At 63.1% G+C, this 13381-nt stretch carries 13 protein-coding genes; 7 read left to right on the forward strand and 6 right to left on the reverse strand.

The annotated features are described in order from the left end of the window. The first annotated feature begins 90 nt into the window (after window positions 1-90). Entirely contained in the window at window positions 91-1080 is a 990-nt protein-coding gene (locus HWQ56_RS01355; protein ID WP_176569614.1) for an AlgP family protein, read from the forward strand. Here HWQ56_RS01355 and HWQ56_RS01360 read toward each other — a convergent pair. Continuing rightward, on the reverse strand, window positions 1077-1544 hold the full coding sequence (locus HWQ56_RS01360) for a TIGR02444 family protein (RefSeq protein WP_176569615.1): 468 nt from the start codon (window positions 1542-1544) through the stop codon (window positions 1077-1079). The two genes, HWQ56_RS01355 and HWQ56_RS01360, sit on opposite strands and share 4 nt — an antisense overlap. 50 nt (window positions 1545-1594) lie before the next feature. Here HWQ56_RS01360 and HWQ56_RS01365 point away from each other — a divergent pair, with 50 nt between their 5' ends. The 4 genes from HWQ56_RS01365 (at window position 1595) to HWQ56_RS01380 (ending at window position 6040) form a co-directional block, all read left to right on the forward strand. Further along, on the forward strand, window positions 1595-3505 hold the full coding sequence (locus tag HWQ56_RS01365) for an ATP-binding cassette domain-containing protein (protein ID WP_176569616.1): 1911 nt from the start codon (window positions 1595-1597) through the stop codon (window positions 3503-3505). 161 nt (window positions 3506-3666) lie between these two features. Next, window positions 3667-4299 (forward strand): LysE family transporter, encoded by a 633-nt coding sequence (locus tag HWQ56_RS01370; RefSeq protein WP_158156074.1) that lies wholly within the window; start codon window positions 3667-3669, stop codon window positions 4297-4299. 120 nt (window positions 4300-4419) lie between these two features. Further along, the gene (locus tag HWQ56_RS01375; RefSeq protein WP_425331929.1) at window positions 4420-5127 is read left to right on the forward strand and encodes a cysteine hydrolase family protein; all 708 of its coding nucleotides are present in this window, start codon (window positions 4420-4422) and stop codon (window positions 5125-5127) included. Between the two features lie 7 nt (window positions 5128-5134). Next, window positions 5135-6040, forward strand: a complete 906-nt coding sequence (locus HWQ56_RS01380; protein WP_176569617.1) for a LysR family transcriptional regulator — start codon at window positions 5135-5137, stop codon at window positions 6038-6040. A 25-nt stretch (window positions 6041-6065) separates the two neighbouring features. On the opposite strand, the gene HWQ56_RS01385 is transcribed toward HWQ56_RS01380, so the two are convergent. After that, window positions 6066-6596: a DUF5384 family protein gene (locus HWQ56_RS01385; RefSeq protein ID WP_158156078.1), complete on the reverse strand. Its 531-nt coding sequence runs from the start codon at window positions 6594-6596 to the stop codon at window positions 6066-6068. An 8-nt stretch (window positions 6597-6604) separates the two neighbouring features. Further along, a complete protein-coding gene (locus tag HWQ56_RS01390; RefSeq protein ID WP_158156080.1) occupies window positions 6605-7111 on the reverse strand; it encodes a hypothetical protein in 507 nt (168 codons plus the stop codon). 252 nt (window positions 7112-7363) lie between these two features. Here HWQ56_RS01390 and HWQ56_RS01395 point away from each other — a divergent pair, with 252 nt between their 5' ends. Further along, complete coding sequence (locus HWQ56_RS01395) at window positions 7364-7822, forward strand: YaiI/YqxD family protein (RefSeq protein ID WP_158156082.1); 459 nt, start codon at window positions 7364-7366, stop codon at window positions 7820-7822. 33 nt (window positions 7823-7855) lie between these two features. On the opposite strand, the gene elbB is transcribed toward HWQ56_RS01395, so the two are convergent. After that, window positions 7856-8515: an isoprenoid biosynthesis glyoxalase ElbB gene (gene elbB, locus HWQ56_RS01400; protein ID WP_158156084.1), complete on the reverse strand. Its 660-nt coding sequence runs from the start codon at window positions 8513-8515 to the stop codon at window positions 7856-7858. 82 nt (window positions 8516-8597) lie between these two features. Next, window positions 8598-9182, reverse strand: coding sequence for a DedA family protein (locus HWQ56_RS01405; protein WP_158156086.1), 585 nt, complete (start codon window positions 9180-9182; stop codon window positions 8598-8600). Window positions 9183-9577: 395 nt separating this feature from the next. On the opposite strand from HWQ56_RS01405, the gene ppk1 reads away from it, so the two are divergent. Beyond that, the gene (ppk1, locus tag HWQ56_RS01410) at window positions 9578-11803 is read left to right on the forward strand and encodes a polyphosphate kinase 1 (RefSeq protein WP_158156088.1); all 2226 of its coding nucleotides are present in this window, start codon (window positions 9578-9580) and stop codon (window positions 11801-11803) included. Here ppk1 and ppx read toward each other — a convergent pair. Further along, on the reverse strand, window positions 11790-13292 hold the full coding sequence (ppx, locus tag HWQ56_RS01415; RefSeq protein ID WP_158156089.1) for an exopolyphosphatase: 1503 nt from the start codon (window positions 13290-13292) through the stop codon (window positions 11790-11792). The genes ppk1 and ppx overlap by 14 nt on opposite strands. Window positions 13293-13381 lie beyond the last annotated feature (89 nt).

A 13381-nucleotide genomic window follows, 5' to 3' on the forward strand; every position in this document is an offset into this window, starting at 1 on the left:
GTGGCTCGATCTGCACTGTCAACACTGTCTAGCGGTGACACTTGCATAGGTCTAGTATGAGCCGCAATCACGTCAGCCAGGAGGTAACCCATGTCGGCTAACAAGAAGCCAGTAAATACCCCGTTGCACTTGCTCCAACAGCTTTCGAGCAGCCTGCTCGAACATTTGGAAGGCGCCTGCTCCCAGGCGCTGGCTGATGCTGAGAAACTGCTCGCCAAGTTGGAAAAGCAACGTGGCAAGGCCCAGGAAAAACTCCACAAGTCACGTAGCAAACTTCAGGACGCCGCCAGTGCTGGCAAAGCCAAGGCACAGGCCAAGGCAAAAGCCGCGGGTGAAGAACTTGAAGAACTGCTCGACGCCCTTAAAGAGCGTCAGGCTGAAACGCGCCAATACATCGTGCAATTGAAGCGTGATGCCCAGGAAAGTTTGAAATTGGCTCAGGGCGTGGGTCGTGTGCATGAAGCGGCCAGCAAGGCGCTGACTTCCCGTTCGGCCAAGCCTGCCGCCGCGCCTGCGACGAAGAAGGCGCCCGCTCGCGCCGCCAGCAAGGCTTCGGCGGCCAAGCCCGCGGTAGCAGCGAAACCCGCAGCCAGAACAACCACCGCCAAACCTGCGGCCAAGCCAGTAGCGGCCAAACCTGCCACCAAGGCAGCCGCCGCCAAACCCGCCAGCAAGCCAGCGGCAAAAGCCGTGGCCGCGAAACCTGCTGCCAAGCCCGCCGCCGCCAAGGCGCCCGCCAAAGCCGCCGCCAAGCCAACCCCGGCCAAAGCTGCTGCCGCCAAGCCAGCCGCCAAACCCGCTGCCGCCAAGCCCGCCAGCGCCGCCAAGCCTTCGGCTGCCAAACCCGCCGCGGCAAAACCGGCCACCGCCGCCAAGCCTGCTGCCAGCAAGCCAGCGACCAAGCCTGCCACGCGCTCGGCAACCCGCCCCGCTGCGAAAAAAGCTGCTACGCCTGCCGCCAAGCCGCAAGCAACGCCTGCGTCGGCCAGCACAAGCGCTTCTGCGCCATCGGCCCCTGCCCCAGCTGCAACGCCGTCGAGCACGGCCAACAGCAGCGCCCCGGCGCCAAGCGCCTCTTAATCGGCGAGACTCGCGGCGTGCAGCCTCTGCAGCGCGCCGCGTTGTTTTTCCCGGGCGGCGGGCGGCGCTATGCCGTCCAGCCAGGCGCCCATGTCATCGGCACCCTCGGCCTGCCAGTCCTGGGCCAGCACTTCTATACGCTGCAACAGTTGCCTTTCAGCCTCCAATTCCAGCGCCTTGACCTGATCGCGTAGCGCGTCCAGTTCCGGGTCGTGGGCGGCGGCCTCGCGCCAGCTCTGGCGCAGGTGGCGCAGGGGCCGGATGACCTCGTCATGCCAGGGCTCCCCAAGGTCACGCATGCGTGCCAGGCGATCGCCATTGCAGGCCACCCCCAATTGCCCCAGCCAGGCGGCACCCAGCAACAGGCACACGTTGGCCCCTTCGGCCTGCAATTCAAGGCAGGCTTGCTCAATGCCGAGGCGGGTGTAAAGATCCAGCGAAAAGCTCCACAGGTCAGAGTGCATAGTCCTTCTCGCGCCAGTTGTCGTCGAAGCTGGTAGACTCCGCCGCCATTATGATTCGACTTCAAAGCCTTACTTTACAGCGTGGCCCGCAGCGTCTGCTAGAAGACGCCGAGCTAACCCTGCACGCCGGTCAGAAAGCCGGCCTGATCGGTGCCAACGGCGCCGGCAAATCCACCCTGTTCGCCTTGCTGCGCGGCGAGCTCGTGCCTGATTCCGGTGACTGCCAGCTACCGGCTGATTGGCGTATAGCTCACATGCGTCAGGAAGTCGATACACTCGAGAGAATAGCCGTAGACTACGTTCTCGACGGGGATTTGCGCTTGCGCGAGGTTCAGCAGCAGCTGGCCGCCGCGGAAGCGGCCCATGACGGCGCCGCGCTTGCCCGACTGCACGCTGAACTCGACAGTGCCGACGGTTATACCGCCGATGCTCGCGCGCGCAAGTTGCTGGCCGGGTTGGGCTTCACCAACGAGCAGATGGACCGCGCGGTAGGCAGTTTCTCCGGTGGCTGGCGGATGCGCCTGAACCTGGCGCAGGCGCTGATGTGCCCGTCTGATCTGTTGCTGCTCGACGAGCCCACCAACCACTTGGACCTGGATGCCATCCTCTGGCTGGAAGAGTGGCTCAAGAGTTACCCCGGTACCTTGATGCTGATCTCCCACGACCGTGATTTCCTCGACGCCGTGGTGGACCATGTGGCTCATGTCGAGCAATGCAAGCTGACCCTCTACCGTGGTGGCTACACCGCTTTCGAGCGTGCCCGCGCCGAGCGGCTGGCCCAGCAGCAGCAAGCCTACGAGAAGCAGCAGGCCCAGCGCGCGCACATGGAAAAGTACATTGCGCGTTTCAAGGCCCAGGCCACCAAGGCCCGCCAGGCACAGAGCCGGATCAAGGCCCTGGAGCGCATGGAAGAGCTATCGGCCGCCCACGTCGATTCGCCGTTCGATTTCGTGTTCCGCGAGTCCCACAAGATCTCCAGCCCGCTGCTGGACCTGTCCGAAGGCCGTCTGGGTTACGGCGACAAGGTGGTGCTGGAGAAGGTCAAGCTGCAACTGACCCCAGGCGCGCGTATCGGCCTGCTGGGCCCCAACGGTGCAGGCAAGTCGACCCTGATCAAGAACCTGGCCGGCGAGCTGTCGCCCATCGGTGGGCGCCTGGTGCGCGGCGAAAACCTCACTGTGGGGTATTTCGCCCAGCACCAGCTGGACTCGCTGGACAGCAAGGCCAGCCCGTTGCTGCACCTGCAACGCCTGGCACCTACCGAGCGCGAACAGACCCTGCGTGACTTCCTGGGCGGTTTCGACTTCCGTGGCGGGCGTATCGACGAGCCAGTGCTGAATTTCTCCGGCGGTGAAAAAGCTCGCCTGGCGCTGGCGCTGATCGCCTGGGAACGCCCGAACCTGCTGTTGCTCGACGAACCGACCAACCACCTGGACCTGGAAATGCGCCTGGCGCTGACCATGGCCCTGCAGGAATTCAGTGGCGCGGTGCTGGTGGTTTCCCACGACCGGCACCTGCTCAAGAGCACCACCGACGACTTCCTGCTGGTCGCGGATGGCAAGGTCGAAGCCTTTGACGGTGACCTGGACGACTACACCCGTTGGCTGGCGGACTACCGTCAACGCAACGCGCCGGTCAGCAACACCCCGGTCAACGCCGACAAGACCGACAAGAAAGCCCAGCGCCAGGCCGCCGCTGCCCTGCGCCAGCAACTGGCGCCGCACAAGCGCGAAGCCGACAAGCTGGAAACCGAGCTGGGCAAGGTGCATGAACAGTTGGCCAAGGTCGAGGCGGCATTGGGTGATAGCGGCATTTACGAGGCCGGTCGCAAGGACGAGCTGCGCGATCAGCTGGCCCAGCAGGCGAAGCTGAAAGTGCGTGAAGCCGAGCTTGAAGAAGCCTGGATGACGGCGCTCGAAACCCTGGAAACCATGCAGGCGGAGCTCGAAGCGCTGTCCTGACCTTGTGGAACCGGGCCAAGCTCGGGAAAGGAGCACCGCGGTGTAAACTGCATCGGCTGCTTCCCGAGCTTTGTCCTGCCCCGCAGGCATATATTTCCGTAGCCATTTGCTTCGGCAGGCAGTAGGTTTACCGACCTACCGATTTTGTTACGAGGTGCGTCATGGCGCTGCAAACCTGGCTGGCATTCCTTGCCGCTTGCTGGATCATCAGTCTCTCACCGGGTGCTGGCGCCATCGCGTCCATGTCCTGCGGCCTGCAGTATGGTTTCGCGCGGGGCTACTGGAACGCCTTGGGCCTGCAGCTGGGCTTGATTCTGCAGATCGCTGTCATTGCCGCCGGCCTCGGCGCGGTACTCGCGACCTCCGCCACCGCCTTTACCTTGATCAAATGGTTCGGCGTGTTCTACCTCGTCTATCTGGCGATCAAGCAGTGGCGCGCCTTGCCGATGGACATGGCTACCGACTCGTCAGTACGGCCTATCGGCAAGCCCCTGAGCCTGGTGTTTCGAGGCTTTCTGGTCAACGTCAGCAACCCCAAGGCACTGGTGTTCATGCTGGCTGTGCTTCCACAGTTCATCGACCCGCACGCACCGCTGACGGTGCAGTACGTCACCATCGCGGCAACCATGGTCGCGGTCGATCTGCTGGTCATGGCGGGGTACACCGGTCTGGCGGCCAAGGTGCTGCGCCTGCTGCGCACGCCGAAGCAACAACAGCGCGTGAACCGCACCTTCGCCGGTCTGTTCATTGCCGCAGCCACGCTGTTGGCGACGTTGCGGCGCGCGCCGGTCTAAACGCTACGGTGCAATGGTTGCACAGATGTTGTGCGCCAGGCCCTGTGTTCCCGGGTGATGTGTGTTCATAAACTTTGCGCTGACCTGTGCAAAGTGCACATTACCCCGGAGTGTGAGCCCATGTTTTCCCCTTCTGCCAGCCTGTACAAAGGTTTCTTCGGCCTGATCACCAGCATCAGCCTTGCCTTCGCCGCCCAGACCGCCGTTGCCCACGACAACGGCCAGCCCACCATTCGTGCCATGTCTGGCGCAACGCCAGTGGCCAGCCTCGACTCCAAGCGCACGGCGCTACTGGTCATTGATTTCCAGAACGAATACTTCACTGGCCGCATGCCGATTCCCGATGGGGCCAAGGCGCTGGCCAACACGCGCAAGCTCATCGACTTCGCCGACCAGGCGAAGATTCCGGTGTACCACGTGCAGCATGTGACCCCTGCGGGGTCGGCCGTGTTTGCCATCGACGGCCAGACGGTAAAATTCCACCCTGATATGCAGCCGCGTCCTCAGGACAAAGTGCTGCAGAAGTCTACTGTCAGCGTTTTCGGCAGCACGGATATCGACAAGACCCTCAAGGCGGCCGGTATCGATACCTTGCTGATAGCCGGGCTCATGACCCACGCGTGCGTGGCGGGTGCGGCGCGCGATGCGGCGCCGCTGGGTTACAACGTCGTGGTAGCATCCGATGCGTCGGCCACCCGGGCCATCACTCGTTTCAATGGCGCCAAGGTGCAGGCCCCGGCATTGCACCAGGCCGCCCTGGCCGAGATCGAAGATACCTTCGGTGACGTGATGACGACTGCCGAGATCACCCGTCTGCCAATACGTTGAGTTGCTCATGAACCAGGTGTATGCCATGCGCGTGTTTTGTTCGTTGGTGGAAGCCAAGGGATTTTCCGCGGCTGCCGAGCGCATGGCCACTACCCACTCGACCATTTCACGGCAGGTACAACACCTGGAGGCCGCGCTCGGGGCGCGTCTTGTCAACCGCAATACCCGTAAGCTGAGCCTGACCGGGGCTGGCGAGCAGTACTACCAGGCCTGCCTGGACATCCTCAGGCGCATTGACGCGGCCGCGCTGGCGGTTGCCGATGAGCAGGCGCAGCCAACGGGGTTGTTGCGCGTCAGTGCGCCATTGAGCATCGGTACACTTGAAATCGGCGGTTGGCTTCCGCCATTCCAGGCCCGGTATCCGGGTATCCACATCGATTTGTGCTGCGACGACCAGTTCATCGACCTGGTGGAGGGGCGCTTCGACGTGGCGCTGCGCATCAGTGCCCCGCTGGCGGACAGCTCGCTGGTGGCGCGGGAATTGACCCTGTCCGAGCAGATCCTGGTAGCGGCGCCGGCGTATGTGATGCGCCATGGCTTGGTGCGTGGTGTCGAGGGACTGGCGCAACACCGGCTGCTGGCCTATGCGCCAGGGGGCGCTGCGGTTGCCTGGGCGCTTGCCCGAGGCGACGGGGCGCCGTTGGCCGTCGACCCCGCAGGTGCGCTACGGGCCGACACGATCACCGCGTTATACGGCGCTGCGTTGGCGGGGGCGGGTATAGCGATGCTGACACGCGCTACTGTGCAGGCTGATTTGCTGGCGGGGCGGTTGGTGCATGTGCTGCCGCAGTACAGTGGTGGGCAGCGTCGTTACTATGCGGTGTACCCCAACGCTCAACACCTGCCCGCCAAGGTGCGTGTGTTCGTCGAATTCATGCGTGAGTATTACGCGCAGGCCGCTCAACCCGCCTGAGCGGGCTGAGCGGTTGGCGGGGCTGTCAGTTGCCGAACAGCTTGTTCGAGCGGTTCACATCAGCCTTGCCGGTGTCTTCCAGCAAGGCCTTGGTACCCGAGCTGACGTTGCGCGTGGCATCGGCCTTGGACTGCACCACGTCGGTCTGGGCTGCGCTGCTGCGCAGTTCGGCGTCGATGTAGTCGTTGGCACGGTCGGCCTTGGCTTTCATCGCTTGCAGCTTGAGCTTGCGCTCTTCGATGTCCAAGGCGCGGTCTTCGTCTTCCTGCTGCTCGGCGCGGGTGCGCAGGCGGTTGTTTTCCTGGGCCACGGCCTTGCGTTCGGCGGCAGCCTGTTCAGCGGCACGGGCCTGGGCGGCGGCACGGGCGCGGCGGTTGGCCTCGTCGCGTGCCTGGGCCTTGGCCTGCTGCTCTTCCCACTGACGCTGGTAGGCGGCCTGCTGGGCCGCTTCTACCTGTTGTTGCTGTACTTCAATCTGATGCAACTGGTCGAATTGCCCGGCATCGGCCTGGGCCGCCAGCAGCGACAGGGTCAAGGCAATGAGTGTGCGATTCATGGTCGACTTCAGCCTTTTACAGGTACTGGGCAGGTAGCGTTGGGCTGGATGCGGGTTTCGTTGTTGAGCATCATCACCATCAGGGAAATGCTGCCGGTGGCGAACTGGCAAGGTTTGCCAACCTGGGCTGAGGTGTAGATCTTGCCGTTTTCCGAGTAACCGATCAGCACGCCCGGTACCAGGCTGGTTTCGCTGACCATGGAGCCTGCCAGCGCGCCGGCCGCGCCGCCGCCTACCGCGCCGACCAGTGCGGTGTCACGGTTGTGGCCGGCACCCAGCGCACCACCACCCACGGCGCCCAGCAGGCCGCCGACCACTTGAGCGGTCTGGCGGTTGGCGGCATTGCTGACTTTGATCTTGGTTGGCGACACGGTCAGGATCTGAACGGTTTTGGCGGGGGTCTTGGTGTTGACCTGGCTGGCGTCGAACACGTCCGCCTGGTAGTCCTCGCCAGTGGCCTGGCAGCCGGCGAGCAGCGCGGCGAGGGACAGCACAGCCATGGTTTGCTTGAACATGAACAAAACTTCCTTTGCATCCATTGAGGTTGTTTACGGCTTCCTTGCGCCCATCGGTTTTGCCACGCAATGAAATCGAATGGTTCAACAATTTGAAAATATCAAATTGACATCAGTAAATTGTAACCAAGCGTGAGTTTTTAGTGAACCATTTAATTGTTCCGCTGTCTCCGGTGCGCTCGCTTTCGGCTCGCCGTGCCGAGGGCTTCGCGTAAACTGGCGGCCGTCTCTAAAATTGCAGTGAGTGACCCCATGCGTGTCTGGATTGATGCTGACGCCTGCCCGAAGGCCGCCAAAGACCAAGTCATCAAATTCGCCTTGAAGCGCCAGTTCGAAGTACTGATGGTGGCCGGCGTTCCGCTGATCAAGCCTGCGTTCGCCTGCGTGAAGCTGGTGGTAGTGCCGGCCGGGCCCGATGCCGCCGACGATTACCTGGTAGAACACGCGGTGCCGGGTGAGCTGGTGATCTGCAGCGACGTGCCGTTGGCCGACCGGCTGGTGAAGAAAGGCGTGGCTTGCCTGGACCCGCGGGGCAAAGAGTTTGATGAACGGAACATGGGCGAGCGGCTGGCGGTGCGCAACCTGTTTACCGACCTGCGGGAGCAGGGGCAGGTGGGTGGCGGCCAGGCTGGCTATGGCGACAAGGACAAGCAGGCCTTCGCCAACAGCCTGGACCGTATTCTCACGCGCTTGGCGCGAAGCTCAAGCTGACCACCGCACTAGCCCCTGGGGCGGCACGCGACGCTATGGAGTCGCGAGTTCCAGCACCCGGTCCACTAATTTGTTGATGCCCTCGGCCGCTTCGCCGATGGACTTGGCGCTCATGTAGGCCGGTGTGCTCACCAGCTTGCGGGCAGTGTCTTCGACGATGTCGTTCACTGGGCACGGCTCATGGGTACCGCCCATTTTGTCGATGGCCTTGGCTGTTTCCTCGTCGGTGCCAATGGTGCAGGTCACGCCGGGGCCGTAGATCTTGGCGGCCAGGGCAGGGGAGATACAGATCAACCCCACCGGCTTGCCAGCTTCGGCGAAGGCTTCGGCCAGTGCCAGCAACTGCGGGTTCACCGTACAGGCCGCGCCTTGGGTGGCGAAGTTGGAAAGGTTTTTGGCAGCGCCAAAGCCGCCGGGCACCACCAGCGCATCGAAGTGGTCGACGTCCGCGTCCGCCAGGTCCTTGACCTCGCCTCGGGCGATGCGGGCCGATTCGACCAGCACGTTGCGGGTCTCGGGCATTTCTTCGCCGGTGAGGTGGTTGATCACGTGCATCTGGTCGATGTTCGGTGCAAAGCATTGCACCTGGGCGCCGCGCTGGTTGAGGCGCAGCAGGGTCAGCACGCTTTCGTGAATCTCTGCGCCGTCGTATACCCCGCAGCCGGACAGGATCACTGCAACTTTCTTGGTCATGCTCGATTCTCCCTGGGCTGTGTCTGTATAGCTGAGCTTATCAGTACATGGATCACCCGGGAGGCGTCGGGTTCAGCGCGTGTCAGTCAGCCTGCTGGCTGGCGGTCTTGCGCGCCACCCGCGCAGCCTTGATTCGCCGGCGCAGCCACAGTGCGCCACCGAGCAGCAGCAGCGCGCCCAGTACCCACAGTTCGTACTTCTTGATGTTGCCCAGCAGGCCCTCGAGAATGGCCCCGAAGTGGTACGCCGCCAAGGCCAGTACCGTGGCCCAGACAATCGCGCCGATACCGTTGAGCAGCAGGTAGCGCCTGGGCGGGTAACCGGACAGGCCGATGGCCACCGGCATCACGGTACGCAGGCCATAGACGAAGCGGAAGCTCAGCACCCAGATGTCGGGGTGCTTGCGAATATGCTCCAGCGCCCGGTCGCCCATCAGCTGCCAGCGCGGTTTGCGGGCCAGCAGCTTGCGCCCGTGCTTGCGCCCCAGGAAATACCACAGCTGGTCACCGGCGTAGCTGCCCAGGAAGGCAACCACCACCACCAGGTTGATGTCCATGTAACCGCGGAACGCAAGAAACCCGGCCAGGACCAGAATGGTCTCGCCTTCGAAGAACGTACCAAGGAACAGGGCCAGGTAGCCGAAATCCTGCAGAAATTGTTGGAGCATTGTCTGGATGCTGGCGAAATGAACGCGCAGCCTAACCCGTCGCGGCCATTCGTGAAAGTGTCGAAATGTGTCTCGACGTGAACGGCCAGCAGATTGACAATGCTGAAAGCTGTCTGCGAAGGGGCTGACGCAGGAATGTCATGCAACCGTCACAATGGCAGCTTATAACTGTCGCGCTGGCCCGCACGCGTGGGCCCAGGAGTCTGCCGTGAGCCGTGTCCGCGCCCCGCACCTGTCCCCCAGCCACCGTCAGTGTGATGAGTTGGCGCCCCACCTCGTCAGTGCTTGTGAAGGCACTGTCGACGATACGATCGTGCCAATGGCATCCTCACCTGATTCGCAAACCGTGCCGCTCAACTGAATGAGAGGGCAATTGAGCCCTTCAGGAACGCTAGATGAATAACGAAGGACTTCACGAAAACGCCGTGAAAGAAGCGCAGCCCGTGCTGGAGCAGGTCATCGAGACCCCGCCGGCCATGGAGCCCGTGGAAGCGCCGGTGACGGAAACCACCACAACTACCCCGCCGGCCCCCATTCCCGTGCCCGGCCTGGATGACAGCAGCCTGTATATTCACCGCGAACTGTCGCAGCTGCAGTTCAACATCCGTGTACTGGAACAGGCCCTGGATGAGTCTTACCCGCTGCTGGAACGCCTCAAGTTCCTGCTGATCTTCTCCAGCAACCTGGACGAGTTCTTCGAGATCCGCGTTGCGGGCCTGAAGAAGCAGATCACCTTTGCCCGTGAGCAGGCGGGCGCCGATGGCCTGCAGCCGCACCAGGCGCTGGCACGCATCAGCGAACTGGTACACGGCCATGTAGACCGCCAGTACGCGATTCTCAACGACATCCTGTTGCCGGAGCTGGAGAAGCACCAGGTTCGCTTCATTCGCCGCCGCCACTGGACCACCAAGCTCAAGACCTGGGTGCGTCGCTATTTCCGCGACGAGATCGCGCCGATCATCACCCCCATCGGGCTCGACCCGACGCACCCGTTCCCGTTGCTGGTGAACAAGAGCCTGAACTTCATCGTCGAGCTGGAAGGCATCGACGCCTTCGGCCGCGACTCGGGCCTGGCGATCATTCCGGCGCCGCGCCTGCTGCCGCGGGTTATTCGCGTGCCCGAAGACGTCAGTGGCCCTGGCGACAACTACGTGTTCCTGTCATCGATGATCCATGCCCACGCCGATGACCTGTTCCAGGGCATGAAGGTGAAGGGCTGCTATCAGTTCCGCCTGACCCGTAACGCTGACCTGGCGGTAGACACGGAAGACGTAGAAGACCTGGCCCGTGCCCTGCGCGGCGAACTGTTCTCGCGCCGCTACGGCGATGCCGTGCGTCTGGAAGTGGCCGATACGTGCCCCAAACACCTGTCGGACTACCTGCTCAAGCAATTCAGCCTGGCCGAGTCGGAGCTGTACCAGGTCAATGGCCCGGTCAACCTCACGCGCCTGTTCAGCATCACCGGGCTGGACAGCCACCCCGAGCTGCAATACAAGCCGTTCACGCCAGCGATTCCCAAGCTGCTGCAGAACAGCGAGAACATCTTCAGCGTGATCAGCAAGCAGGACATCCTGTTGCTGCACCCGTTCGAGTCGTTCACTCCTGTGGTCGACCTGTTGCGCCAGGCGGCCAAGGACCCGCACGTGCTGGCGGTGCGCCAGACCCTTTACCGCAGCGGCGCCAACTCGGAAATCGTCGACGCGCTGGTGGACGCCGCGCGCAACGGCAAGGAAGTGACGGCGGTCATCGAACTGCGCGCCCGTTTCGACGAAGAGTCCAACCTGCAGATGGCCAGCCGCCTGCAAGCGGCCGGTGCGGTAGTGATCTACGGGGTGGTGGGTTTCAAGACCCACGCCAAGATGATGTTGATTCTGCGCCGCGAAGCCGGTGAGATCGTGCGTTACGCCCACTTGGGTACCGGCAACTACCACGCCGGCAACGCGCGCTTGTACACCGACTACAGCCTGCTGACCTCCGACGATGCCCTGTGCGAAGACGTGGGCAAGCTGTTCAGCCAACTGATCGGCATGGGCAAGACCCTGCGCATGAAGAAGCTGCTGCATGCGCCGTTCACTCTGAAGAAAGGCATGCTGGACATGATCCAGCGCGAAACCCAGTTCGCCCTGGAGGGCAAGCCGGCGCACATCATCGCCAAGTTCAACTCGCTGACCGATCCCAAGATCATCCGCGCGCTGTACAAGGCCAGCCAGTCGGGCGTGCGTATCGACCTGGTGGTGCGTGGCATGTGCTGCTTGCGCCCTGGCATCGCCGGGGTGTCGCATAACATCCAGGTACGCTCGATCATCGGCCGTTTCCTGGAGCACACCCGAGTGTTCTACTTCCTGAACGGCGGCGAGGAACAGATGTTCCTGTCCAGCGCCGACTGGATGGAGCGCAACCTGGACAAGCGCGTGGAGACTTGCTTCCCGGTCGAGGGCAAGAAGCTGATTCTGCGGGTGAAGAAGGAGCTGGAAAGCTACCTGACCGACAACACCCACTCATGGATCCTGCAGCCCGACGGCCGCTACGTGCGCAGCTCGCCCACCGGCAACCAGAACCCGCGCAGCGCGCAGGACACGCTGCTCGAGCGCCTGAGCATCCCGATTCTTACCGTACGGTAAGGGTCATGTTGACCCGGGTCAGCCACTCCGCTTCCAGCGCGAAGTCGGCCTGGGTCAGCTGGTTCTCGTCCAGCCAGCCGGCAGGGAATTCCACGTCCAGGCTGTTCTCCCCGGCGTAGAGCTTCACCGCCGGCATTTCCTGGGTACCGCGGATGTGGTGGAACAGGATCGCAAAGCGCAGCAGCACGCACAGGCGGATCAGTTGCCGCCCTTCTTCGCCGAATTCGGCAAACTTGTCCTTGGGAATGTTACGGCGGTGGCCACGTACCAGCAGGGCCAGCATTTGCTGGTCTTCGCGGGAGAAGCCGGCCAGGTCCGAGTGCTCGATCAGGTAGGCGCCGTGCTTGTGGTAATGGTAGTGGGCAATGTCCAGGCCCACTTCGTGCACCTTGGCGGCCCAGCTCAGCAGTTCACGCCATACCCCCTCTTCCAGCCCCCAGTCTGCCGCGACCTGGTCAAAAGCGTGCAGGGCCTTGCGCTCGACGCGGGCAGCCTGCTCCAGGTCCACGTGGTAGCGTTCCATCAGCGAGCTGAGGGTGCGTTCACGCACATCTTCATGGTGGTGGCGGCCCAGCAGGTCGTACAGCACGCCTTCACGCAGGGCGCCTTCGCAGTGGTCCATGCGCTGCAGTTCGAGGGCGTCGAAGATCGCCTCCAGAATGGCCAGGCCCGCGGGGAAGATAGAGCGGCGGTCCGGCTTGATGCCGTCGAAGTCGATCTTGTCGACGTCGCCCAGCTTGAATAGCTTGCGCTTGAGCCAGGTGAGGCCTTCGGCGTTCACCTCGCCGCTGCCGTGGCCGTTGGCTTTCAAGGCCAGGCCGATGGCGCGGATGGTACCCGAGGAGCCGATGGCCTCGTCCCAGCTGAGGCGGTGCAGGGCATTCTCGATGCTCATGATCTCCAGGCGCGCCGCGGTGTAGGCCTGGGCGTAGCGTGCCGGGGTGATCTTGCCGTCCTTGAAGTAACGCTGGGTGAAGCTCACGCAGCCCATCTGCAGGCTTTCGCGCAGCAGCGGTTCGAAGCGCTGGCCGATGATGAACTCGGTACTGCCGCCGCCGATGTCGGCCACCAGGCGCTTGCCGGGGGTGTCCGCCAGGGTGTGGGAGACGCCCAGGTAGATCAGTCGGGCTTCTTCTCGGCCGGAAATGACTTCCACCGGGTGGCCGAGGATTTCCTCGGCGCGGCGGATGAAGTCGCCGCGGTTGCGGGCTTCGCGCAGAGCGTTGGTGCCAACGATACGTACCGCGCCCAGGGGCAGGCCGTTGATCAGTTGGGCGAAGCGTTTCAAGCAGTCGAGGCCGCGCTGCATCGACTCTTCGTCGAGGTTGCGCTGCTCGTCGATGCCGGCAGCCAGCTGAACCTTCTCCCCCAGGCGCTCGAGAATGCGGATTTCAGTGTGGTGGGCCTTGGCCACGACCATATGAAAGCTGTTCGAGCCCAGATCGATCGCGGCGATCAGGGAGAGGTTCTTGGCGGTGGCTTGCGGCATGATGTAAGGATCCCGGTCGATAACCCTGCCATCGTGCCACGAACCAACCCTGCCGCCAACGCGTTTGGTTCGGTGGTGCCTGCTTCCCG

It is taken from the genome of Pseudomonas eucalypticola (assembly GCF_013374995.1).
GTDB lineage: Bacteria > Pseudomonadota > Gammaproteobacteria > Pseudomonadales > Pseudomonadaceae > Aquipseudomonas > Aquipseudomonas eucalypticola.